The organism is Stenotrophomonas sp. 220_Sma (assembly GCF_056487375.1).
On the sequence record NZ_CM151348.1, the window covers coordinates 3,943,683 to 3,968,495 of the forward strand.

At 67.0% G+C, this 24,813-nt stretch carries 19 protein-coding genes and 1 pseudogene; 4 read left to right on the plus strand and 16 right to left on the minus strand.

What is annotated here, in order from left to right; translation table 11 throughout:
• The first annotated feature begins 49 nt into the window (after positions 1–49).
• Together ACZLIB_RS18480 and ACZLIB_RS18485 are read left to right on the plus strand one after the other, a co-directional pair.
• Complete coding sequence (locus tag ACZLIB_RS18480) at positions 50–607, plus strand: flavin reductase family protein (protein ID WP_032127861.1); 558 nt, start codon at positions 50–52, stop codon at positions 605–607.
• Between the two features lie 34 nt (positions 608–641).
• A pseudogene (locus ACZLIB_RS18485) lies at positions 642–2,595 on the plus strand (acetyl-CoA hydrolase/transferase C-terminal domain-containing protein).
• Positions 2,596–2,683: 88 nt separating this feature from the next.
• Here ACZLIB_RS18485 and ACZLIB_RS18490 read toward each other — a convergent pair.
• The 15 genes from ACZLIB_RS18490 to ACZLIB_RS18560 form a co-directional block, all read right to left on the minus strand.
• On the minus strand, positions 2,684–2,989 hold the full coding sequence (locus ACZLIB_RS18490; RefSeq protein WP_014038309.1) for a HigA family addiction module antitoxin: 306 nt from the start codon (positions 2,987–2,989) through the stop codon (positions 2,684–2,686).
• An 11-nt stretch (positions 2,990–3,000) separates the two neighbouring features.
• Positions 3,001–3,279: a type II toxin-antitoxin system RelE/ParE family toxin gene (locus ACZLIB_RS18495; RefSeq protein ID WP_049422655.1), complete on the minus strand. Its 279-nt coding sequence runs from the start codon at positions 3,277–3,279 to the stop codon at positions 3,001–3,003.
• Positions 3,280–3,585: 306 nt separating this feature from the next.
• Complete coding sequence (tkt, locus tag ACZLIB_RS18500; RefSeq protein ID WP_032127859.1) at positions 3,586–5,583, minus strand: transketolase; 1,998 nt, start codon at positions 5,581–5,583, stop codon at positions 3,586–3,588.
• Positions 5,584–6,058: 475 nt separating this feature from the next.
• Positions 6,059–7,378 (minus strand): dicarboxylate/amino acid:cation symporter, encoded by a 1,320-nt coding sequence (locus ACZLIB_RS18505; RefSeq protein WP_049400752.1) that lies wholly within the window; start codon positions 7,376–7,378, stop codon positions 6,059–6,061.
• A 57-nt stretch (positions 7,379–7,435) separates the two neighbouring features.
• Positions 7,436–9,151 carry a BatD family protein gene (locus ACZLIB_RS18510; protein WP_478468374.1) on the minus strand — a complete coding sequence of 572 codons (1,716 nt, stop codon included), beginning with the start codon at positions 9,149–9,151 and terminating at the stop codon, positions 7,436–7,438.
• Positions 9,148–10,986: a tetratricopeptide repeat protein gene (locus ACZLIB_RS18515; protein WP_478468375.1), complete on the minus strand. Its 1,839-nt coding sequence runs from the start codon at positions 10,984–10,986 to the stop codon at positions 9,148–9,150. Before ACZLIB_RS18515 ends, ACZLIB_RS18510 begins: the two co-directional genes overlap by 4 nt.
• Positions 10,983–11,987 (minus strand): vWA domain-containing protein, encoded by a 1,005-nt coding sequence (locus ACZLIB_RS18520; protein WP_049400749.1) that lies wholly within the window; start codon positions 11,985–11,987, stop codon positions 10,983–10,985. The genes ACZLIB_RS18515 and ACZLIB_RS18520 overlap by 4 nt, the downstream gene beginning before the upstream one ends.
• Positions 11,984–12,433 (minus strand): DUF4381 family protein, encoded by a 450-nt coding sequence (locus tag ACZLIB_RS18525; RefSeq protein WP_049400748.1) that lies wholly within the window; start codon positions 12,431–12,433, stop codon positions 11,984–11,986. Before ACZLIB_RS18525 ends, ACZLIB_RS18520 begins: the two co-directional genes overlap by 4 nt.
• Positions 12,430–13,359, minus strand: coding sequence for a DUF58 domain-containing protein (locus ACZLIB_RS18530; protein ID WP_049422629.1), 930 nt, complete (start codon positions 13,357–13,359; stop codon positions 12,430–12,432). The genes ACZLIB_RS18525 and ACZLIB_RS18530 overlap by 4 nt, the downstream gene beginning before the upstream one ends.
• An 8-nt stretch (positions 13,360–13,367) precedes the next feature.
• Positions 13,368–14,393, minus strand: a complete 1,026-nt coding sequence (locus ACZLIB_RS18535; RefSeq protein WP_032127852.1) for an AAA family ATPase — start codon at positions 14,391–14,393, stop codon at positions 13,368–13,370.
• Between the two features lie 171 nt (positions 14,394–14,564).
• Complete coding sequence (locus tag ACZLIB_RS18540) at positions 14,565–16,538, minus strand: type IV pilus secretin PilQ (protein ID WP_049400745.1); 1,974 nt, start codon at positions 16,536–16,538, stop codon at positions 14,565–14,567.
• Between the two features lie 21 nt (positions 16,539–16,559).
• Positions 16,560–17,066 (minus strand): pilus assembly protein PilP, encoded by a 507-nt coding sequence (locus tag ACZLIB_RS18545; RefSeq protein ID WP_478469943.1) that lies wholly within the window; start codon positions 17,064–17,066, stop codon positions 16,560–16,562.
• 26 nt (positions 17,067–17,092) lie between these two features.
• Entirely contained in the window at positions 17,093–17,749 is a 657-nt protein-coding gene (locus ACZLIB_RS18550; RefSeq protein ID WP_049400744.1) for a type IV pilus inner membrane component PilO, read from the minus strand.
• On the minus strand, positions 17,746–18,642 hold the full coding sequence (locus ACZLIB_RS18555; protein WP_049422632.1) for a PilN domain-containing protein: 897 nt from the start codon (positions 18,640–18,642) through the stop codon (positions 17,746–17,748). The genes ACZLIB_RS18550 and ACZLIB_RS18555 overlap by 4 nt, the downstream gene beginning before the upstream one ends.
• Positions 18,642–19,700: a pilus assembly protein PilM gene (locus ACZLIB_RS18560; protein ID WP_010484061.1), complete on the minus strand. Its 1,059-nt coding sequence runs from the start codon at positions 19,698–19,700 to the stop codon at positions 18,642–18,644. Before ACZLIB_RS18560 ends, ACZLIB_RS18555 begins: the two co-directional genes overlap by 1 nt.
• Before the next feature lie 219 nt (positions 19,701–19,919).
• On the opposite strand from ACZLIB_RS18560, the gene ACZLIB_RS18565 reads away from it, so the two are divergent.
• The gene (locus ACZLIB_RS18565) at positions 19,920–22,343 is read left to right on the plus strand and encodes a penicillin-binding protein 1A (RefSeq protein ID WP_132810710.1); all 2,424 of its coding nucleotides are present in this window, start codon (positions 19,920–19,922) and stop codon (positions 22,341–22,343) included.
• Between the two features lie 759 nt (positions 22,344–23,102).
• Positions 23,103–23,747, plus strand: a complete 645-nt coding sequence (locus ACZLIB_RS18570) for a hypothetical protein (protein WP_012511978.1) — start codon at positions 23,103–23,105, stop codon at positions 23,745–23,747.
• Between the two features lie 281 nt (positions 23,748–24,028).
• Here ACZLIB_RS18570 and ACZLIB_RS18575 read toward each other — a convergent pair whose 3' ends face one another.
• The gene (locus tag ACZLIB_RS18575; RefSeq protein ID WP_032127846.1) at positions 24,029–24,772 is read right to left on the minus strand and encodes a hypothetical protein; all 744 of its coding nucleotides are present in this window, start codon (positions 24,770–24,772) and stop codon (positions 24,029–24,031) included.
• Positions 24,773–24,813 lie beyond the last annotated feature (41 nt).

A 24,813-nucleotide genomic window follows, 5' to 3' on the forward strand; every position in this document is an offset into this window, starting at 1 on the left:
GGTTCATCCCGGCTGCGCCAGCATCGATTCCTCCCGCCCCAGGCCCCGGATGAAAGCGCTGCCCAAGAAGGAATTCCCGGTCGAGCAGGCCCGCCGCTTCCTCGAACCCGGGCCGGTCGTGCTGGTCAGCACCGCCTGGCGCGGCCAGCGCAACCTGATGACGATGGGCTGGCACATGGTGATGGGCTTCTCGCCTTCGCTGGTCGCCACCTACCTGTGGGACGCAAACCACAGCCATGCGCTGGCGCGTGGCAGCGGCGAGTGCGTGATCAATGTGCCGGGTGTGGAACTGCTCGATACCGTGGTGGACATCGGCAACTGCAGCGGCCGCGAGGTCGACAAATTCGCCCGTTTCGAGCTTGATGCGCTGCCCGCGCGCGAGGTCGGCGCGCCGCTGGTCGGCCAATGCCATTCGTGCTTCGAATGCCGCTTGTACGACGACAGCCAGGTGGCGTCGAACAACCTGTTCATCTGGGAAATCGTACGCGCCCATGTTGCGCCCCGGCCGAAACTGCCGCGCACGATGCATTACCGGGGCGATGGGCAGTTCATGGTGTCTGGCGCCGAAGTCTCGCGTCGACGGCGGTTCAAGCCCGACATGCTGTAATGCCCGCACTCCCCCACACGCAGGACCGCCGCGCATGACCGAACACCTCACCGACCTGGACGCCGCCGTCGACTGGTTGTTTGCGCGCGTGGACGGGCCGCTGCGGATCGGGGCACCGCTGGCACTGGGCAAGCCGCATCGGCTGCTCAATGCCCTTTACGCACGCGTCGAGCACGATCCGTCGCGGCCGCTGCAGCTGTATACCGCGCTGTCGCTGAACCCGCCGAAGGCGCGCGGCAACGGCCTGGAAGCGCGCTTCATGGCGCCGTTCGCGCAGCGCCATTTCGGCGACGATTTCCCGCGCCTGGCCTATGCCGATGCGATCGCGCGCGACGCGTTGCCGGCGCATGTGCAGGTGGAAGAGTTCTACATGCAGTCCGGCGCCCTGCTCGGCTCGCGGCAGGCGCAGTCCAGCTATACCAGCCTGAACTACACCCACGCTGCCGATGCGGTGGCGCAGCGCGCGCCGCAGGGTGATCGTGCAGAAGGTGGCGATGCGACCGAACGACCGCCGGCTCTCGCTGTCGTGCAACAACGACATCACCCAGGACACGCTGGATGCGATGACCGCTCGCGGGCTGCCTCGCCCGCTGCTGATCGCCGAGATCGATCCGCAGCTACCCTACCTGGGTGGCTCGGCCACGGTCGATGTGTCGTTCTTCGATCTGGTGATCACCCCGCCACCACCGTACCCGGCGTTGTTCGGCCTGCCGCGGCAGCCGGTCGGCGATGCCGACTACGCCATTGGCCTGTATGCCAGCACGCTGGTGCGCGACGGTGGCACCCTGCAGATCGGCATCGGCACGCTGGCTGATGCACTCAGCCATGCGCTGGTGCTGCGCCACACCGACAACGCGCGCTACCGCCGCGTGCTGCACGCGCTGGATCCGCAGCTGGCCAGCCACCCGCTGGTGCAGGAAATCGGCGGACTGGACCCGTTCGAAGTGGGCCTGTACGGCTGCAGCGAAATGCTCAACGAGGGCTTCCGCCGGCTGGTGCAGACCGGCGTGATCAAGCGCAAGGTGCACGATGACCTGGCGCTGATGCAACGCATCGAGAACGGCAGCACCCTGTCCATCGACCACGCCACCCTGGCTGCCGAAGGCGAGTACCTGCATGGCGCCTTCTACCTGGGCTCGCCGGAGTTCTACGAGTGGTTGCGCACGCTGCCGGAAGACGAGTGCCGTGCGATCGGCATGCGCCGCATCAGCGAGATCAACCAGCTCTACGGCGGCAATGAGACGCTGGAACGCCTGCAGCGCCGCCACGCGCGCTTCTTCAACTCCTGCATGATGGCCACCGCGCTGGGCGCGGCGGTGTCGGATGCGCTGGATGATGGACGTGTGGTGTCCGGCGTGGGTGGCCAGTACAACTTCGTGGCGATGGCACATGCGCTGCCGGAAGCGCGCAGCGTGCTGATGTTCCGCGCCGCGCGAGATGACAAGGGCCAGCGCGAATCCAACGTGCGCTGGAACTACGGGCACACCACCATCCCACGCCACCTGCGCGACATTTACCTCAACGAATACGGCATCGCCGACCTGCGCGGCCTGACCGACGAGGACTGCGTGCATGCGATGACTGCAATCACCGAGGCCCCGTTCCAGGGCGGCCTGCTGCAGCAGGCACACGCCGCGCGCAAGCTGCTGGCGGCCACGCAACCGGATCCGCAGCGCCAGCAGCGCAACACGCCGCAGGCACTGTCCGCGGCACTGGCACCGTTCCGCGTCGATGGCAGCCTGCCCGACTATCCGTTGGGCAGCGACTTCAACGAGATCGAGCAGGTGCTGGTGAAAGCGCTGGGCTGGCTGAAGGCCAACACGCAGACCCGCGGCGACAAACTGCGTACCGTCTGGGCAGCGCTGCGGCAACCGGCTGGCGACGGCGATGCGGTGTACCTGCAGCGCATGGGCCTGCAGGCACCGAAGGATTTCGCCGGGCGCCTGGACGCGAGACTGCTGCGCCTCGCACTGGCACGCACCGCCTGAAAAAAGGGGACGGAGGGGATTAAGTCGTTTGTGCATAAACGACTTAATCCCCTCCGTCCCCTTTTTCTCATCCACGCATGGCGTAGATCTACCGCTCTATCCTCACTGCATCCTCAAGATACAGACGGGCAATCGGTGGATGCGCTCGGTGCTCGACCTGCCACAGGTCGTATGCCGCCTGCATCGCCAGCCACATGCGGGCATTGCCCAGACCTGCAAGCTCAAGGCGGAATGCAAGTTCCGCGGAGATGCCAGCGTGCCCGTTGATGATGGTCGACAGCTGTCCGCGCGAATAGCCAAGATGCTGCGCCAGCGCACTGATCGACATGCTTATCGCCGGCAGGATGTCTTCGCGCAGCGACTCTCCGGGATGCGGTGGATCATGCAACGGCATCGAGCAGACTCCTAGTGGTAATCAAGGTAATCGACCAGTTCGACGTCCAGCCCACGAAAGCGGAACACCAATCGCCAACTCGCCGAGACACTTACAGCCCAGTAGCCGCTATAGCTCCCGCGCAGGGGGTGCAGGCGATTTCCGGGCAGCCCCATGTCTCCAGGCAGCCGGGCTTGATCCAGCTGCAGAAGCAAACGCCGCAACCGAGCCACATGATCGGCACGGACTCCGGACATGTCGCCCCGCTCATAGAGCGCCTTCAGGCCCTTGTGCCTGAAGCTGACGATCATGCGGCGCCAGTGTAAGGCATCACCTTACACCCCGCAAATCCACCATGGGTTTCTGCGCCGCTCTTCTTGTCCATGACTACTTCCGGGGGTACCTCGGCAGGCCCTCCTTTTCGCAAGGAATGCAGGCTAGATGAAGAGGCCAACGCGACACTGGTGCCGCAGGGCGCAACATGCCGGACGAAAAAAGGGACGGAGGGGATTAAGTCGTTTGTGCACAAACGACTTAATCCCCTCCGTCCCCTTTTCTCTCGAGCAAAGAAAAGGCCGGCATGCGCCGGCCTTTCCCTTCCTGATTCGCGAGGCTGCTTACAGCGCCTTGGCCGCTTCCACCACGTGGGCGGTGGTGATGCCGAAGTGCTTGTACAGCTGGTCGGCGGGGGCCGAGGCACCGAAGGTGTCGATACCGATCACCGCACCGTCCAGGCCGACAAACTGGCGCCAGAAGCCGGTGACACCGGCTTCCACCGCCACGCGCTTGCGCACGGCGTTCGGCAGCACCGATTCACGGTAGGCCGCATCCTGGCGCAGGAACACGTCGGTGGACGGCATCGAGACCACGCGGGTCTTGAGGCCGGCCGCATCCAGCTGGGCCTTGGCTTCGGTGGCCAGCGAAACTTCCGAACCGGTGGCGATCAGGATCACGTCCGGGGTACCGGCGGCATCGGCCAGCACGTAGCCACCGCGCTCGATCTGGGCGATCTGCTCGGCGTTGCGCGGCTGGTGCGGCAGGTTCTGGCGGCTGAACACCAGGCAGCTCGGGCCGTCCTGGCGGGTGATCGCGGCCTTCCAGCTCACCGCCGACTCGACCGCATCGCACGGACGCCACACGTCGTTGTTCGGGATGTAGCGCAGCGAGGCCAGGTGCTCCACCGGCTGGTGGGTCGGACCGTCTTCGCCCAGGCCGATCGAGTCGTGGGTGTAGACGTGGATGGCGTGGGCCGGGATCAGCGCGCTCATGCGCACGCCGTTGCGGGCGTAGTCGCTGAACACCAGGAAGGTGGCGTCGAACGGAATGAAGCCACCGTGCAGGGCCAGGCCGTTGGCGATGGCGGTCATGCCGAACTCGCGCACGCCGTAATACACGTAGTTGGCGTTGGCGTCGTCGCTGGCAACCGACTTGCTGCCCTTCCACAGGGTCAGGTTGGAGTGCGCCAGGTCGGCCGAGCCACCGACGATTTCCGGCAGCAGCGGGGCGTAGGCTTCGATGGCCAGCTGCGAGGCCTTGCGCGAAGCGATCGTCGGGCCTTCAGCGGCCACCTGGGCGATGTAGGCATCGGCCTTGGCAACGAAGTCGGCCGGCAGCTCGCCGTGCGAACGGCGGGTCAGCTCGGACGCTTCAGCCGGGTACTGGCTGGCGTACTTGTCGAACAGCTGTTCCCACTCGGCCTGGCGCAGGGTGCCAGCGCCATTGGCGCGCCAGCCGTCGTAGATCGCCTGCGGGATCTCGAACGGACCGTATTCCCAGCCCAGCTGCTTGCGGGTGGCTTCCAGCTCGTCCTTGCCCAGCGGAGCGCCGTGGCTGGATTCCTTGCCCGCCTTGTTCGGCGAACCGAAACCAATGGTGGTGCGGCAGCAGATCAGGGTCGGCTTGTCGCTCTGCGACAGCGCGGCCTCGATGCCGGCCTTGATGCTTTCCGGGTCGTGGCCATCGACATCGCGCACGACGTTCCAGCCATAGGCCTCGAAACGCTCCGGGGTATTGTCGGTGAACCAGCCCTCGACGTTGCCGTCGATGGAGATGTGGTTGTTGTCCCAGAAGCAGACCAGCTTGTGCAGGCCCCAGGTACCGGCCAGCGAAGCGGCTTCATGCGACACGCCTTCCATCAGGCAGCCATCGCCCATGAACACCCAGGTGCGGTGGTCGACCACTTCCAGTTCCGGGCGGTTGAAGCGCTGTGCCAGCAGCTTCTCGGCCAGGGCGAAGCCCACGGCATTGGCGAAACCCTGGCCCAGCGGGCCGGTGGTGGTTTCCACGCCCGGGGTCTCGTGGCGTTCCGGGTGGCCGGCGGTGTGGCTGCCCAGCTGGCGGAACAGCTTCAGCTGCTCGATCGGCAGGTCGTAACCGCTCAGGTGCAGCAGCGCGTACTGCAGCATCGAACCGTGGCCGTTGGACAGCACGAAACGGTCGCGGTTGAACCAGTGCGGGTTGCTCGGGTTATGGCGGAGATAGTCGTTCCAGAGGACTTCGGCAATGTCGGCCATGCCCATGGGCATGCCGGGGTGGCCGGACTTTGCGGTTTCAACCGCATCGGCGGCAAGGAAGCGGATGGCGTTGGCCAACTGGCGACGGGTAGGCTGCGTCATGGTTCTGTCGGAATCGGGAGGCGGCCGCGGACGTGCGGGCGGCCTATTGTCCCATAGTCGCCGGGCGGGGGGTCGGTTCACCTTGCCCGGTCGTGCCGGCCGCTGGCCGGCAGTTGCGCAGAATTCAATGAAGATCATGAAGTTGCCGGCCAGCGGCCGGCACTACCCGCCCCCGGAGTTCGGGGGCTGCGCCATAGGCGCGGGGGTGTGGAAGCCGGTAAGGGGGGCCCACGATTCGCATCGCGAAACGTGGGAGCGGCAGCGCGCATGCGATGACGCGTACCCGGCCAGCGGCCGGCACTACCCGCCCCCGGAGTTCGGGGGCTGCGCCATAGGCGCCGGGGTGTGGAGGCCGGTAAGGGGGGCCCGCGATTCGCATCGCGAAACGTGGGAGCGGCAGCGCGCATGCGATGACGCGTACCCGGCCAGCGGCCGGCACTACCCGCCCCCGGAGTTCGGGGGCGGGAATCCGGTCTCAGTCCTGCTGCGGGCCCAGCGCCGGGCCATCGTGCGATTCGCCCTTGGCCACCAGGGTGGTCAGGGCCAGGTCGCCGGTCACGTTCAGCGCGGTACGGCACATGTCCAGGAAGTGGTTCACGCCCAGGATCAGGCCGATGCCCAGCGGGTTCACGCCCACCATCGCGCAGATCATCGCCACCACCGGCAGCGAGCCTGACGGCACGCCGGCCGTGCCGATGCCACCGAGGATGCAGACCGCCATCACCATGATCTGCTGGCCGATGCTCAGGTCCACGCCGAAGAACTGGGCCAGGAAGATCACCGTCACGCCCTCGAACAGCGCGGTGCCGTTCTGGTTGGCGGTGGCGCCCACGGTCAGCACGAAGCGCGACACGCGCTGCGGCAGGCCCATCTGGTCGGCCACGCGCAGCGCGGTCGGCAGGGTGGCGTTGCTGGAGGCGGTGGAGAACGCCATCACCGTCGCTTCCTGGGTATCGCGGAAGAACGACAGCGGCGAACGACCGGACAGCCATACGGCCGTACCGTAGCTCACCACCATGTGCAGGCCGAGTGCCAACACCACCACGCCCACGTAGGCACCGAGGCGGACGATCAGCTCGAAGCCGAACAGCGCGGCCAGGTTGAACATGAAGCAGGCCACCGCATACGGGGCCAGGCGGATGACCAGGTTGATCAGGGTCATCGAAATTTCGAACACGCCTTCGATGGCGCGGCGCAGCGGCGCGACCTTCTCGTTGTCGGTCAGCACCATGCCGATGCCGAACATCAGCGCGAAGAACATCAGCGACAGGATCGCGCCGTTGTCAGACGCGGCCTGCAGCACGTTGCTCGGCACGATCGACAGCAGCATGTCCATGCCCTTCGGCGTGCCGTGGATGCCCGCGACAATCTCCTTGCTGCGCTCGGCGTTCTCCGACAGCATCATCGCAGCGACCTGCGGGTCGACGCCGACACCCGGCTTGAGCAGGTTCACCAGCACCAGCCCGATGCCCACGGCAATGCCGGACAGCAGCACGGTATAGGCCAGGGTCTTCCAACCGATGCGGCCAAGGGCGCGGATGTCGCCCATCTCCGACACACCCATGATCAGCGCCGAGAAGATCAGCGGCACGATCAGCATGAAGATCAGGTTGAGGAACAGGCCCGAAGCCGGGGTGGTGATGTAGTCCATTACCCACTTGGCACCGGCCTGCAGACCATCGACGCTGCCGCCCAGGGCGTGCACGATCAGTCCCAGGATCAGGCCGATCGCAAAGCCGATGCCCATCTTCCAATGCAGGGGCAACTTCTTCTTGTCGGCAGCAGCTGCTGTCATGCGCGGGTTTCCTCGAAAAATGAATGCACTCTAACAAAGCGCGCAAGCGGCGCCGGTTCAGGTTCGCCGCGGCGGATACAGCGGCGCCAGGCCAGTGTCAGCGGTGCCGGCAGCCGCCGACCAGTGCGGTCCGTCACGGAAGGCCTCGCGCAAGCGCGCACGCAGCGACGCCAGGTCGCCCTGCCCACCCCAGCGCGCCTGCTGCAGGTCCTGCAGCACCTGTCGCTGTCCGGGGTCAGCCAGGCGGTCGATGACCTGCTCGATACGTTCGACACCGGCCATCGCACACAGCTGCGCTTCCACCTGATCAAACCCTTCACCATCCAGCGCGCGGCGCAGTTCGGCCACGCCGGCACGTCCAGTCGCCACAGCCGGCACAGCGCCCTTGGCCGCCACGGGCGCCGCCACGCGCGGGCGACGGCCTCGCTGCCAGCCCCACAACAGCGTCAACAGCCACAGCAACGCCAGGCCGATGGCGGCGCCCATCCACGGCCATGGCCGCTCGGACAAACCACTGGCGCGCGGATCGGTCGCCGCGATACGGCTGTCCTGGCCCTCGCCACCCGGCAGCACCGCATCGGTGTCGATCGGCGGCAGCGGTGCAGGTGACGCACTGCCAGCCCCGTTACCGGCCACCACGGCCAGCGTCAGGTCCGGCAGCTTCGCTTCCTGTGCCTTGCCATTGCGCACGTCCCACCACGGCAGGCGCGGCCCCGGCACCACCAGCGAACCCGGCTGGCGCGGCACGATGGAATAGCGGCGGGTGATCTTCAGCCGCGGCGTACTGCCATTGAAGGTCTCTTCGTACTGCGCAGGTTCGGCGAACACCTGCGCGGCGTTGCCGACGTCGGGCACCGGCAGATCGGTGAACTGCGCGCGGGTGGCGCCTTCGGCAATCGCCTCCACCACCACGTTGGCCGCCTCGCCGGTACGGGCGCTGGTCGGTGCACTGGTGTAGCGCAGCTGCAGGCCCTGCAGCGGCAGCCATGGCTGCGGCGCCTGTGCCGGTTGCGCCTGCACCTGCAACGTGCGATCGGCGCCGGTGGCATTCATGCGCCCGTCGCCGCCGCCGAAGAAGTCGTCAAAGAAGCCACCGGCACTGCGCCCGCTGAAGCGCGCACCGGCCAGCCGAAGCGCACCGCTGCGCTCGGGGATCAGCAGGAAGCGGCGCTCGACCACGTTGTAGCGGCGGCCGTTGACCTGTCGCACATCGGTGCGGTCATCGCCCACCCGCTGCAACGACGCGCCGGCCGGTGTATCCAGCACCAGTTCGCCGGAGGCCAGCTGCGAAGCGAAATACAACCGCACCACCACGCCTACGCTCTGCTGCACATACGGTGTCTCGTCATCGACAGCGGTTTCGATGAACGCCACCGCATTGCTGTCGGGACCTGCCACGGCAGCGGCATCCACCTGCAGGGTCAACGGTGCGGTACGTACGCTGCCCACCTGCAGGCCCGGCACCACCAGTGCACCGCTACGCCGTGGCGTGAGTGCCACGCCATACAGATTGCGCTGCTGCATGCTGCCATTGCTCCACGCTACCTGGCGGCTGCTGGTCTGCCCGCTGAGGTCGAAGTCGGTGCGCAACGGTGTGAAGTCAGGGGCGCCCTGGTCGCTCTCGACATTGAGCGTGACCGTGTCACCCATCGCGATGCGGTCGCGGTCCAGCCACGCACGCGGCTGCGCCCAGGCCAGCAGCGGCAGCCACAGCAGCAGCGCCGCCAGTACCTGTCGGGGCCAACGCCCGTGCATGTTGATCGCCCGCGTCATCGCCCTTCCCTCTTCCTGCGTTCGTTTTCCAGCTGGAACTTGGCCCGCAGCAATGCGCCCGGATCATCCGGCACGCGCCGCATCCACGCCTCCACCGCCTGCTGCTCCTCGCGTTGGCGTGGGGTGGTGCCGTCGCTGCCTGGCACGGGCTTGCCATCCTGATCGCCTTTGCCCTCACGTGCCTGCTGCATGGCCTGCTGCATGCGCTGGCGCTGCTGCTCATCAGCCTGGGCCTGCGCTTTGGCATCCTCCACCTGTGGTGGCGCCTGCTGTCCATCGCGGCCGCGCTCGCCGGGCTGCGGGCTCGACTGGTTCTTGTCGTCACCGGGATTGGGCTGGCCCTGCTGACCCGACTGCGGCTGTCCCTGACCGGGATTCTGCTGGCCCTGCTGCGGCTGCTGGCCCTGCGGATTCTGCTGGCCCTGTGAATCGTTCTGCTGCTTCTGCTGCCCGTTCTGCGGTGGCTTCTGCTGATCCTGGCCTTTGCCACCCGACGGCTTGCGCTTGCGCGCGGCATCGACCACGGCACGGTTGGCGACCGCATCGGCCATGCCGGGATGCAGTGCCAGCGCGCGGTCGTAGGCGGCAATGGCTTCGTCGTAGTTGCCCTGGCGGGCCAGCGTATTGGCCAGGTTGTACCAGCCCGCATCGCTGTCGATTCCCTCGAACTGCTTGCGGGCACTGGCGAAATCACCGTTGCGGTAAGCCTGCGCACCTTCGGCCAGACGCTGGTGCTGCACCTGGTCGGCGCGCTTCCACAGCGTGCCCTGCGCCGGCGGTGCGGCCGGCACCGCAGGCGCCTGCGCCTGCACATCACTCATCCATGGCAACAGGCCCACCGCCAGCACCGCCGCCAGCAGCGCGCGGCGACGGAAAGCGAGCAGCGCCAGCGGCATCACCGGTGGCAGCAGCCAGAACCCTTCATCACGCCATTGCTTGCCCTCGCCGGGCCGCTGCGCCGCAGTACCCTCGCGTGCATCAAGTACGCCCAGCGCACGCAGATCACTGTCATCGGTGGCGATGCGGGCATAGCGGCCTCCGCCTGCGGTCGCCACCGCACGCAGGCTGCCTTCATCCAGCGCGGCCTGGCGGATCTGCCCAGTGCCATCCCGGTACGCCGCACCGGCAGATGTGCCCAGCCCCAGTACCGACACCTGCATGCCGAGGCTGCGCGCCTGCGCTGCGGCCAGTGCCGCTTCATCATCCGCCTGATCGCTGACCAGCAGGATCTGCCCCCGCAATGCCCCGATCTGGCGCATCAACCGCGTCGCCCAGTCGATGCCACGGTCGGCGCGTTGTCCGTCGCGCGGCATCACATCCGGCGACAGCGCGTCCAGATACAGCGCGACGTTGCTGCCGTCATCGGTCAGCGGTGCCACGGTGTAGGCATCCTCGGCATAGACCACCAGGCCCACCTGGCCACCCTGGCGGGCACGCAGCAGCTCGCCCACTTTCGCCCGAGCCTGCAGCAGGCGCGACGGCGGCAGATCGGTGGCATTGATCCGGCTGGACAGATCCAGCACGACCAGCAGCGGTGCGCTGGCCTGGAACATCGGTTGTGCCTGCTGCCGCCAACTCGGCCCGGCCATGGCCAGCGCTGCCAGGGTCCAGCCCAGCAGCACGGCCCAGGGCAGGCGTGCACGGCGGCGCGTGCCCGCAGCCAGCAGATGCGGCAACAGGTGGGCATCCACCGCTGTTCGCCACACGTCGCTGCGCCGCTGCCGATACAACGCCACAGCGATGATCAACGGCAGCGCCAGCAACGCCCACAGCCATTCCGGACGCAGGAAGTGCAGCGCGTTCCAGTCGGGAAGATTCGAAACCAACGCGATCATCGGCGACGCTCCGGCCACAGCCAGGCCAATGCGCCCAGCAGCAAGGCCAGGCCCAGCGCCCATGCATAGCGTTCCTCGCGCGGTCGCAGGCTTGGTCCCTTCGCAGCGATCGGCTCCAGCCGGTCCAGTTCGGCATAGATGCCGGCCAGCTGTGCAGTGTCGCGGGCGCGGAAGAACTGGCCGCCGGTCATGCTCGCGATCTTCTTCAAGGTAGCCTCGTCGACCGGATCCTGGTCGGCGGAAATGGGAATACCGAACAGGCGCATGCTGCCATCACCGCCAAAGGCGACGGTGTGGATACGCACACCTTCGGCGCGCGCGACTTCGGCGGCACGCAGCGGTTCCAGCACGCCGGCATTGCTGACGCCGTCGGTCAGCAGAATCAGCACGCGCTGGCCTTCAGGCTGGCTGCGCAGGCGCTTCACCGCCAGGCCGATGGCATCACCGATGGCGGTCTCGCGCCCGGCCAGGCCGACCACGCTGTCGCGCAGCTGGTCGCGCACGCTGGCCAGATCGGCCGTAAGTGGCGTCAACGTGTAGGCGCGGTCGCCGAAGATCAGCAGGCCGATGCGATCACCGGCACGACGATCAAGGAAATCGGCCAGCACGGCCTTGGCCGCGGTCAGGCGATCCACCGCCTGCCCGCCCAGCACCATGTCGCCCTCGCCCATGCTGCCGGACACGTCCATCGCCAGCATCATCTGCCGGCCCTCCTGCGGCGGCGTGATCGCTTCACCCAGCTGTTGCGGGCGAGCCAGTGCGACGCACAGCGCGCACCAACCCAGCCACAACAGCAGCGTGCGCAGCCACGACACGTCAACGCGGCCGCCACCGGACAGCGCTTCCAGTTCCGTCGCCGCATAGGGCACCCGCAGCGCAGCGCCGGGATCGGCACGACGCTTCCACCAGCGCATCAGCAACGGCAACGGCAGCGCCAGCAGGGCCAACGGCCACGCCAGCTGCAGGTCCGGCCATGGCCAGTAACTTGCCAGCAGATTCATCGGCGCCGCTCCAGCAGCATGGCCAGATAGCGCTCGCGCGCCCAGCGGCGTACTGCGGCCACCTCGTTGACGTCCACGCGTGGGCGATAGGCACCTTCGGCCAACAGGCTTCGGCGTGCTTCCGGCAATGTGCCCTGCGGATCCACGCGCTGCCACCAGGCATCATCGCGCAGGGATTCACTGCCGGGCTGCGCCTGGCGTGCGGCGCGACGCAGCAGTCCGGCGATGGCTGCCAGTTCCGCAGCAGCATCGGCGGTAGATGCCAGCTCCTGATCGAACAGCTGCAACCAGCGTTGGCGGCGACGGCGACGTTGCCACCAGAAGAATGCAGCCACCGCCAGCAACAGCAGCACCACGCCGCCGATCATCAGATAGCCCGGTGCCGGCGGCCACCATGATGGAGCGGGTGGCACCTGCACATCGCGCAGCGGCAGGTTCGCGCTCATGCCGGCACCTCGGTCGGTGATGGCGCCAGCCAGGCATCGCTGGGCGCGTCGGTGGACAGCACCTGCACATCGACGCGGCGCGCTCCCAGCTGGCGCCGCAGGTCCTGCAGCGGTTCGACGAAGTGGGCCTGCCAATGAGCCTGGACCTCGCTGCGTCGCAGGTCGAGGCCGATGCGCTGCTGCAGGGTCTGGAACTGCAGCGCGGCTGACGGAGGCTGCAGTTCCAATGGATCCACCAGCAGCACCAGGCTGAGGTCGTGGTGCTGGGCCAGCGCACTCCAGCGCGCCGGCGGAATACGGATGGCCTGCTGCGGATCGGCCAGCACCAGCACACGTGCACCCGGGCGCAGGACGCGACCGGCATGGTCCAGCGCACGTTCCAGGCCAAGGTCATCGGCCGGGGGCTGCGCATACCAGCGGGTGAGCGCGTCCAGCACGCGCAATACGCCGCGCGGGCCGCCTGCCGGTGCAATCGGTGGTTCACGGTCGCTGCCACGCAGGGCGCCGATGCGATCGCCGCGACGCTGCGCCGACCACGCGGCGACGGCGCCCGCGCGTGCAGCCTGCACCGATTTGAAGCGCACGCGGGTGCCGAAGTACAGGGCCGGCGAGGTATCGGCCACGATCAGGCTGACCCGCTCGCGTTCGGCCTGGAACAGCTTGGTGTGGGCACGACCGGTCCGCGCGGTCACCCGCCAGTCGATATGCCGTGCATCATCACCGGCCACGTACTCGCGTGACTCGGCATATTCCATGCCACGCCCGCGCAGCGGCGACGGCGCCTGCCCGGCGTTGCCGGCACGGCCACGGCGTGGCGGCGGCGGTCGCTGAGCAAGGCGGCGCAGCGCCACCAGTTCGGACAGTTGCGGGCGCAGCCCGTCACCGTCACTGACGGAGGAGGCGTGGTGCAGGGATGGATCGGTCATGCGCAGGCTCAGGGTGCCGGCACCCGGGCCAGCAGCTCCTGCACCAGGCGCTCACCATCCCAGCCTTCAGCGGTGGCTTCGTAGCTGGGCAGCACGCGATGGCGCAGCACGTCGGCGGCAACCGCACGCACGTCATCGGGGGTGACGAAGTCGCGGCCGGCCAGCCAGGCGCGCGCGCGTGCACAGCGTTCCAGCGCGATGGAACCGCGCGGGCTGGCGCCCCAGGCAATGCGGCGGCCAAGGCCAGCGTCATAGCGCGACGGATCACGCGAGGCCAGCACCAGCTCGATCAGGTAGCGTTCCAGCGCCGGCGCCATGTGCAGGTCCAGCACTTCGCGGCGGGCATCGAACACATCCTGCATCGGCAGCTTTTCCGGCGCTTGTGCGGCTTCGCCCAACGCACCACGGGCGCGCTCGCGGGCCAGGCGCAGGATCTCCGATTCGGCGGCCTGGTCCGGGTAGCCGATGCGCACATGCATCAGGAAACGGTCCAACTGCGCTTCCGGCAGCGGGAAGGTGCCTTCCTGCTCGATCGGGTTCTGCGTGGCCATCACCAGGAACAGCGGCGGCAGCGCGTAGGTGTGGCGGCCCACGGTGACCTGGCGCTCGCCCATCGCTTCCAGCAGTGCCGACTGCACCTTGGCTGGCGCGCGGTTGATTTCATCGGCCAGCAGGATCGGATGGAAGATCGGGCCGGGTACGAATTCGAAGCGGCCTTCCTGCGGGCGCCAGATCTCGGTGCCGGTCAGGTCGGCCGGCAGCAGGTCCGGGGTGAACTGCACGCGGGCGAAGTCGGCCTCCAGGCGCGAGGCCAGCGCGCGGATCGCCGTGGTCTTGGCCAGGCCCGGGGCACCTTCCACCAGCAGGTGGCCATCGGCCAGCAGCGCGATCAGCAGGCGTTCGACCAGCGCGGCCTGGCCGACGATCTCGGCCGACAATGCGTCGCGCAGCTGGCTGAAAGCGGCATGCAGGCGGGAGGTGGCCGGCGCGGACGGCGGCGAGACGGTTTCGGGCATCGGCGGTGGCAGGTTCATGGGGGCCTTTGACCGGCGCGGGACGGCACGGGTTCCCGACATCATCGCAGGGTGCCCTGCGAATGGCATCAAGAACGGCTGAACGGCCCATCCACGCATGGCGTGGATCTACGGGCGGAAACGAGAAGGGCCGCGCAGGGCGGCCCTTCTGCGTTTCGCGGAGGCGCGGGCTCAGTTCTGCTTGGCCACGCGCAGCACCTTCGGGGTCACGAACACCAGCAGCTCGGCCTTGTCCTTGTTGCGGCCGCGCTTCTTGAACAGGTTGCCCAGGAACGGCACGTCGCCCAGGAACGGCACCTTGCTGATGCTGCTGCGGTCGGTGAACTCGTACACACCACCGATGACCACGGTCTGCCCATCCTCGACCAGCACCGCGGTGTTGACCTCACGGCGGTTGATCGACGGTACCGTGCCATAGCCCTGCAGTTCGATCAGGCGGTCGACTTCGTCCTTCTTCACCTGCATGTTGAGGAACACGCGGTTGTCGTTGGTGATGGTCGGGGTCACCCGCAGTTCCAGCACCACTTCCTTGAACTGCACGTTCGGGGTGGAACCGGCGCCACCGGCAGCACCGGTGCCACTGATGGTGACGTAGCCGATTTCCTTGCCCTGCTTGATCATCGCCTCGCGCTGGTTGGTGGTGACCACGCGCGGGTTGGAGATCACCTCACCCCGCGACTCTTCCTGCATGGCCGACAGCTCCACGTCCAGCAGGTAGCCTGCGTTGAGGATCGACAGCGCCAGCGAACCCGGATTGCTGGCCGTAGCCACCGGCAGGTTCCAGTTCAGGCCACGCTTGATGGTCGGGCCGCTGGGAACCGGCGCCGGGCCGACGCTGCCACCGGCCTGCCACTCACGGACCGCCTTGGCGTTGGCCAGTGCGGTATCGACCTGCGACTTGCGGGTTTCCTCGTTGGCAGCGAGGCTGCCGCTGAAGTACACGTTGTCGCGGCTGCCGCTGATGCCGAACTTCGCACCCAGCTCGCGGGCGAAGGTGTCGGTCGCGATGACGATGCGGCTTTCGATCAGCACCTGGTCGACCGGGCGGTCGATCACGCTGATCAGCTCGCGCATGCGCGCGATCTTCTTCGGAATGTCGCTGATCATCAGCGTGTTGGTGCGCTCGTCGGCGACGATGCGGCCCCGCCCGGACAGGAAGCCACTCTCCTCCTGCGACGAGCCGCCACCACCGCCATTGCCGCCACCACTGCCGCCACCGATGCCCTTGGCCTCGGTCAGCGCTTTGAAGATCTGCGTGGCGCTGTGGTAGTTGATCTGGACGTAATCGGTGACCAGGTCTTCGCGGTTCTCGATGGCGATGCGCGCGTCTTCCTTCTCCTGCTCGAACTTGGCCAGCTCAGCCTGCGGAGCGACCCAGATCACGCTGCCATCGCGACGCTTGTCCAGGCCCTTGGCACGCAGCACGATGTCCAGCGCCTGGTCCCACGGCACGTTGACCAGGCGCAGGGTCACATTGCCCTGTACCGAATCGGAGGCCACCACGTTGAGATTGGATTCCTCGGCGATCAACTGCAGCACGGTGCGCACCGGCACGTCCTGGAAGTTGAAGGTCACCGGCTTGCCGGTGAAACCGCGCTGGCCGACGGCCTTGGCAGCCTGGGTGACGCTGCCGGCGGTCACTGCACCGACGGCGGCTGGCGCCTGCCGCGGGCTGATCTCCACCACGTACTCGTTGCCGCTCTGGTAGGCCAGTGATTCGACTGCACCGCCGGTGCTCAGCACCAGCTGGGTACCGGCACCGGACGGCTTGGCGTCGATGCGCTGCACCGGCGTAGCGAAGTCGATGACGTTCATCGGCTTCTGCAGGTTGGCCGGCAGTCGGGCATTACCGACATCGACCACCACGCTGTTGCCCTGCGTACGCAGGTCCGGAACCGCGCCCTGGCCGTCAAACTGGACGATCAGGCGCCCGGCGCCATCATCGCCGCGCTTGAAATCGATCTTGGCCACCGACAGGCCGGCCGGCGCTGCCGCCGGTGCCACGGTGGCGCCCACCGGCTTTTCCGCCGGTGCGGCGGCCAGCGCCGGAGCGCAGGCCAGCATCAGCGCGACTCCCAACGCGCTGACACGGTTCAAGGTAAAGCGCCGGATGGGACGCAGCCCCTTGGCTTGGTGAAAGGTCATCGTGCTATCCCCAGTAAACGATCATTGATCTTCAAGCGAGAGCGTTGCCGGCCGTTCCAGCCAGCCACCCGCGCCATCCGGCACCAGTTCGATCAGCTCCACGTGGTCTTCGAAGACCGCCGTGACCCGCCCGTCGCTCTGCCCCAGGTAGCCGCCCGGGCGTACCCGGTAGGTCACCTTGTCCGGCCCCATCACCAGCACCACGGTGGCGGCTCCGGTGCCGATGGTGCCGACCATGTCCAGTGCGTCCAGCGGGAAGCCTTCCAGCGGCTCCTTGCGCCGGTTCGGATCCGGACGCAATCCGCCATTCCCCTGCTGCGGATTGGTCCAGGCATCGGTGAACGGGTCGCGCAGACCCTGTGCGGAGTATTCGAAGGTTTCGAACTGCTGCATCACCGGCAGCGGCTCCAGCGGCTGCGCCGGCCGGGCACGCTCGCCTTCCACCCACTTTTCAAGATTCGGCGCATCACCCGGCGTGCTGGTCACATCGCGGCCGCATGCGGCCAGCATCAGCACGACGGCAGCCATCCCACAACGCGCAAAGAGGGAACGGATCACTTCTTCTCCTCCTTGCCGGCGTCAGCCGCCTGCTGTGCCTGCACTTCGGTCTCATCCAGATAGCGATAGGTCTTGACCGTGCCGGACAGCTCCAGCGCACCGCTGCGGGCGTTGCCGCTGGTCTTGTCCTTGGGCTTGAGGTTGATGTCGTGCATGGTCAGGATGACCACGCGCGGCAGCGACGCCACGCCACTGACGAAGGCACCGAACTGGTGGTAACTGCCCACCATGCGCAGCTTGATCGGCTTCTCGGCATAGAACTCCTTGACCTGCTCCTGCTCCGGCTCGAACAGCTCGTTGGTCAGGCCGCTGGACAGCGCAGTCTGCGAGATGTCGATGATCAGGTCCGGCATTTCGGTCTTGCTGGGCAGCTGCCGCAGCATCTGCTGCAGCACCTGTTCCATCTGTGCCAGCTGCTGCTTCAGCGGCGCCAGGTTCACCGCACGCTCCTGCTGCTTGGTGAACTCCGAACGCAGCTCGACTTCCTTCGATTCCAGGCCGGCCAGTTCCTCGCGCTTGCCACTGATCAGCAGCATCCACGCCACGAACATGATCACCAGCGCCAACAGCGAGCAGAAGACGATCTTGGCCTTCTGCGGCCAGTTGCCGATGTCGTTGAAATCCAGGTTCTTCAGATCGATTTTCTGGCTCATGCGCGATCCCCCTGCAGCGGGGCGTTGAAGGCCTGCGGCGGCTGCGCCAGGCGGCTGCCCTCGGGCTTCGGCGCAGGCTTTGCAGCCGGGGCTGCCGGCTGGTTCGGCGTAGCCGGGGCCGGGGTGGCAGCAGGTGCGTTGACCGGCGCGGCGGCGGGTGCGGGTGCAGCCGGTGCAGCAGCGGGCTGGCCTGCGGCCGGTGCAGCAGGTGCCGCTGCATCCGGGCCGGCTGCAAGCGGTGCCACTGCGGGCGGAGCCGGCGTTGCCACCGAACCATCGGCGTTGAGGCCTGGCGTACCGGCCACTTCCTCACTCTGTGCCGGCAGCTTCACCTTGACCACGAACACATAGGGCAGCGCCTTGATGTCGGCCAGCGGGCCCACCTTGCCGTCCTTGTCCTTCTCGGGATCACGCGCTTCGATGATCGACAGTTCCGGGTTGGTCATCCAACCGGAGGTCTCCAGGTTGCGCATGTACGCCGAAACACGGGCATTGGACTGGGTACGGCCTTCCAGGGTCAGCACGTCGCCTTCCTGCTTCAGCGCGGTCAGCACCAAGCCATCGGGAATCGTGCGCACCAGCGCATCGAACAGGTGCACCATCTGCGAGCGCTTGGCCTGCAGTTCCTCGATCACCTTCTTGCGGGCCAGCAGGCGTTCCTTCTGCGCGTCGAGGCGGTCGATCTCCTTGTTCTGTTCCTTGACCTTCTCGATCTCGGCTTCCAGATAGGCGTTGCGGTCCATCTGGCCGCTCACCTGGCGGTCGTAGTAGAACCAGATCACCAGCGACAGCAGCAGGCCACCGATCGCGGCCATGCCCAGCATTGCGTAGAACTCGCGCTGGCGTTGCTTGCGCCGCTCGGCGCGCCAGGGCAATAGATTGATGCGTGCCATCAGTCGAAGCTCCTCAGCGCCAGACCGGTTGCGATCATCAGCGCGGGGGCATCCTGGGCCAGCGCATGCGCGTTCACCTTCGGCCCCAGGGTCATCTGCGCCAGCGGGTTGGCGACCACGGTCGGCACGCCCAGCTGTTCCTCGACCATTTCCGGCAGACCGCCCAGCACGGCGCAGCCGCCGGCCAGCACGATGTGATCAACGCGGTTGAACTCGCTGCCTGCGTAGAAGAACTGCAGCAGGCGGCTGATCTGCTGGACCGTGGCTTCCTTGAACGGCTCCAGCACTTCCATCTCGTAGCTTTCCGGCAGCCCGCCCTGGCGCTTGGCCAGGCCGGCTTCCTCGTAGCTCAGGCCGTAGCGGCGCATGATCTCGTCGGTCAGCTGCTTGCCACCGAATACCTGTTCGCGGCTGTACAGGCTGCGGCCGCCGCGCAGGACATTGAGGGTGGTCATGGTGGCGCCGATGTCGACCAGCGCGACCACACCCTCGATGGATACCGGCAGCTCGCTGGCGACCAGGGCATAGGCGTTCTCGACCGCGAAGGCCTCCACGTCCATCACCTTGGCCTGCAGGCCACCCAGCTCCAGCGCCGACTGGCGCAGTTCCACGTTCTCCGAACGCGACGCGGCCAGCAGCACCTGGACCATCTCCGGGTTGTTCGGGATCGCCCCGATCACCTCGAAGTCCAGGTTCACTTCCTCGATCGGGTACGGAATGTAGTTGACCGCTTCCAGCTCGATCTGGGCTTCCATGTCGTTCTCGTCGAGCTCGGCCGGCATCGGGATCACCTTGGTGATCACCGCCGACCCAGCGACGGCGGCAGCGGCCAGCTTGGCCTTGCTCCCCGAGCGGTTCATCGCGCGGCGGATGGCCTCACCCACGGCCTCCACTTCCACGATGTTCTTCTCCACCACCGCATTCGGCGGAAGAGGTTCCACAGCGTAATGTTCCACACGAAAACGATTGCCACTGCGGGACAGCTGCAAAAGCTTTACCGCAGTCGAACTGATGTCGACGCCTACAAGCGGCGACTGACTTTTTGGGATGAGCCCCACGGTTTCTCCCCTGCCGACGGGCACTTGGACGCAAGACCTGCGCCCGAGCATTAATAACGTATTCTTAGCAAATGGCAACGGCCCTGCTGTGAAGTCCCTCACGGATTCACCATGCAGCCCCTGACTGTTCCCCTTGCGCTCCCCGGTGCCGACCCCAGCCGCCACCTTGCGTAATCTATACTCTGCGACCACGAAATTCGCAATCGGAATCTGAACCCGATGACTCGACTCCGCCGCTGGCTGCGCTGGATCTTCCTGATTGTCCTGGTCCTGGCGCTGATCGGCGCGGCCGCCGTGGGCGGTCTGTACTACGCCGTGTCCTCCAAGCTTCCCGACGTGCAGACCCTGCGCGACGTGGAAATGCAGGAGCCCATGTACGTCTATGCCGCCGACGGCAAGCTGATGGCGGTGTTCGGCGAGACCCGCCGTACCCCCATCACCATGAAGGACGTGCCCGAGCGCCTGAAGCAGGCGTTCCTGGCCACCGAGGATGCCCGCTTCTACGAGCATGGCGGTGTGGACTACATGGGCATCGGCCGTGCGGTGTGGCTGCTGGCCACCACCAACGACAAGCGCGTGCCGGGTGGCTCCACCATCACCCAGCAGGTGGCCCGCCAGTTCTTCCTCAGCTCCGAGTACAGCTACACCCGCAAGCTGGCCGAGATCCTGCTGGCGCGGAAGATCGAGTCCGAGCTGAGCAAGGACGAGATCTTCGAGCTGTACCTGAACAAGAGTTTCTTCGGCAACCGCGCCTACGGGGTGGCCGCCGCCGCCGAGTTCTACTACGGCAAGAAGCTGAACGAGCTGGACCTGGATGAAATGGCCTCGCTGGCCGGCATCCCCAAGTTCCCGTCTTCGGGCAACCCGATCTCCAACCCGGAACGTGCCCGCCAGCGCCGCGACAACTATGTGCTGCAGCGCATGGCCGACCTGAAGTTCGTCAGCCAGGCCGAGGCCGATGCAGCCAAGGCCGTGCCGATGCACGCCACCGCGCATGAACCGCCGGTGCAGGTCGATGCCCCCTACGTGGCCGAGCTGGTGCGCCAGGAAATGATCGCCCGCTTCGGCGGCGATGTGGTCAACAAGGGTTACCACGTCACCACCACCATCGATGCCACTCTGCAGACCGCCGCCAACCAGTCGGTGCGCGACGGCCTGCTGCTGTACGACCACCGCCACGGCTGGCACGGCGTGGAGAAGCAGGTGCAGGTGGGTGCCGGCGAAGACGCCGCTGCCCTGGCCGAGCACCTGCGTGGCATGTACGGCCAGGCCGGCCTGCTGCCGGCCATCGTCGCCAGCACCGGTGCCGATGGCAGCGCAACGGTGGTGCTGGCCAACCGCAGCGAGATCGTGCTGCCGGCCGGCGCCGCCAAGTGGACCAACAAGACCCCGGGCAAGCTGGTACAGCGCGGCGACATCGTGCGCGTGCGCGCCGGGGCCAAGGAAGGTGAGTGGCTGCTGGACCAGATCCCGCGCGGCCAGTCCGCACTGGTCTCGCTGGATGCCCACAACGGCGCGTTGAAGGCGCTGGTGGGTGGCTTCAGCTTCTCCGGCAACAAGTTCAACCGCGCTACCCAGGCCCGTCGCCAGCCGGGTTCGAGCTTCAAGCCGTTCGTCTACGCCGCCGCCTTCGACAAGGGCTACAACCCGGCCTCGATCGTGCTCGACGCCCCGGTCGTGTTCCGCGACCGCCGCGGCAAGACCTGGGCCCCGCAGAACGACGGCGGCGGCTTCCGCGGCCCGATGCGCCTGCGTGAGGCGCTGGTGCAGTCGCGCAACCTGGTCTCGGTGCGCCTGCTCGATGGCATGGGCGTGGACTACGCGCGCAAGTACATCAGCGAGTTTGGCTTCGCCGAATCGGAACTGCCGCCGAACCTGTCGATGTCGCTGGGTACCGCCTCGCTGACCCCGCTGTCGGTGGCCCGCGGCTACGCCGTGTTCGCCAACGGCGGCTCGCGCGTGGATACGTGGCTGATCGACCAGGTCAATGACCGCGACGGCAACCTGGTGTTCAAGGAAAACCCGGCGCTGGCCTGCCGCGACTGCGCCGGCAGCAGCGACCAGCCGGTCAACCAGGTGGTGGACGGCTTCAACTTCGGTGCTCCGGCCCCGAAGGTGGACCCGGCCGCTGCCGCCAAGGCCGAAGCCAAGACCGAAACCCCGGCCGCGCCGGTCAACCCCGATGCCCGCACCGCCCCGCGCGCGATCGACGCCCGCACCGCCTACCAGCTGGTGTCGATGATGCGCGACGTGGTCCAGCGCGGTACCGGTGCCCAGGCCAAGGTGCTCGGCCGCGAGGACGTGGGTGGCAAGACCGGCTCCACCAACGACCACCGTGACGCCTGGTTCTCCGGCTTCGGCGGCCCGTACGTGACCACCGTGTGGGTGGGCCGCGACGACTTCCGCTCGCTGGGTTACCGCGAATACGGTGGCAAGGCCGCCCTGCCGATCTGGATCGACTACATGCGCACCGCGCTGAAGGACACCCCGATCGCGCAGAACGACCCGCCCAGCGGCATGGTCCAGGCCACCCTCAACGGCGCCACCGAGTGGGTGAAGGTGGAAGACATGGACCGCCTGACCGACTACGACCTGAACCTCAATACCCCGCAGGCCGACGCCGCCGCGTTCGATATCTTCTGAGGAAGGGTTCGGTAGGTGCCGCTCTGGTAGATGCCAACCTTGGTTGGCGCCGATGCGGCTCTGGTAGCTGCCAACCTTGGTTGGCACCGATGCGGCTCTGGTAGATGCCAACCTTGGTTGGCGCCGATGCCGCCCCGGTAGTTGCCAACCTTGGTTGGCGCCCTGTGCCGACCAAGGTCGGCATCTACCAAAGCGTGGGTGGGGCCAACCTCGGTTGGCACCGATGCCGCCCCGGTAGTTGCCAACCTTGGTTGGCGCCCCGTGCCGACCAAGGTCGGCACCTACCAAAGCGTTGGTGGGTGCCAACCTCGGTCGGCACCGATGCCGCCCCGGTAGTTGCCAACCTTGGTTGGCGCCCCGTGCCGACCAAGGTCGGCACCTACCAAAGCGTTGGTGGGTGCCAACCTCGGTCGGCACCGATGCCGCCCCGGTAGTTGCCAACCTTGGTTGGCGCCCTGTGCCGACCAAGGTCGGCACCTACCAAAGCGTGGGTGGGTACCAACCTCGGTTGGCACCGATGCCGCCCTGGTAGATGCCAACCTTGGTTGGCGCCCCGTGCCGACCAAGGTCGGCACCTACCAAAGCGTGGGTGGGGCCAACCTCGGTTGGCACCGATGCTGCCCTGGTAGACGCCAACCTCGGTTGGCGCCCCGTGCCGACCAAGGTCGGCACCTACCAAAGCGGTTGCATCCGCCATACCCACGCAGATGTCACATCCGTGCGCTAGTCTGTAGCCAGGTCGCAACAGGGAGTCATCGCATGCATCGCGCCCGTCAGCATGCTGCCAGCCAGACCCGCGAGCGGCGCCACCGCCTCGCCCACGAAGCCGCCCGCCTGATGGCCGAAGGCGGCATCCGCGACTACCACCAGGCCAAGTTGAAGGCCGCCAGCCGGCTCGGCATCCACGACGATGCCTCCCTGCCCCGCAATACCGAGATCGAGGACGCCCTGCGCGAGTACCAGCGGCTGTTCTCCGGGCCCCAGCACGGCAACGAACTGCAGCGCCGCCGTGAAGCCGCCATGCGTGCCCTGGAGTTCCTGCACGGCTTCGCCCCGCGCCTGGCCGGTCCGGTGCTGGACGGCACCGCCGACGCCAACAGCCCAGTGCAGCTGCACCTGCACAGCGACGACCCGGAAGCCGTGCATCGCTTCCTGGACGAACACGGCATTCCCGCCGAATCGCGGACACGCCGCCTGCGCATGGACCGCGAGCGCTGCCTGGACGTGCCGGTGTGGGTGTTCAGTGCCGAAGAGCTGACCTTCGACCTGGCCGTGCTGCCCTACGACGCCCTGCGCCAGGCGCCGCTGTCGCCGGTGGATGAGAAGCCGATGCGACGCGCGTCGGTGGCACAGTTGCGGCAGGTGCTGGCCGAAGCGGAGATCACCGCGTACATCGGCGGGTGATGGTAGCGCCGGTCCATGGCCGGCGAGCGCAGCGGTGCCTGCCTTGGGGGGGTGCGGACCGTTGGTCCGCACTGTGCTTCGGGCATTTCGATGGCTGACCGGAGAGCAGTCGAGCATGGCTCGACTCTACAGGGGCGCTGCACCCGTGTTTGGTAGGTGCGGACCGCTGGTCCGCACTGTGCTTCGTGCATTTCGATGGCTGAGCGGAGAGCAGTCGAGCAAGCTCGACTCTACAAAAGCGGTGTTACCTGCTCTGGCAGATGATGCCCATCTTGCTCCCGCTACCAGACAAAACGGGTATCGCGCAGCGGGTCGCTGAGCAGCCGCGGCAACCACGGTGCGGGGGCACGCTGCGGATATTCCCGCATCATCTGTGCGTGCATGGCCTGCAGGTCCCGCAACACCCAGGACTGGTAGTAGATGTCGTTGAATCCATCCGACCAACCACTCTTCACCCGCTCATGCTCGTCTGCCTCCAACGACGGCATCTGGTCCAACGACACCTCCAGGATCGTCGCCAGCGCCGCATTGATCTGCGCATTCTCCACACCGGCCTGGCGCACGTAGTCCAACCGATCCAGCACCCGCCGGCAATCGTAGGGAAAGCACCCACCTGTGGCCATGATGTAGTCAGCGATGTCCGCCAGCATGTCGGCTTTCAGCCGCCACACAACTTCGCTGTCCATCACCTGCCGTACCCGCATCGTGCGCAGCGTGCTTGCCCGCACCTCCTCCGGCGTAGTGAACGGAGCACCCGGCGTGCTGCCGGCGTGGCGCACCAGCACGATGCGATGGATCGCCTCCCTGGTGACACCTTCGATGCGCAGCGCCGCTGTCTCCGGGTGCACGCGCGGCGTCGGCACGCTCAGCATCCGCCACATGTACCACAGCACCAGCAACAGACCGGCGATGCACAGTCCGCTCATCAGCGTCCACAGATCCAGGTTCCGTGTGTAGTAGCGATAGCGCGCCCGCCAGATGTAGAACGTGCGATAGCTGATGATTCCCTTTACCCATCTGTACATCGCCATCTCCTGGGCGAGGACCCCGGCGCGGCGGGGTGGAT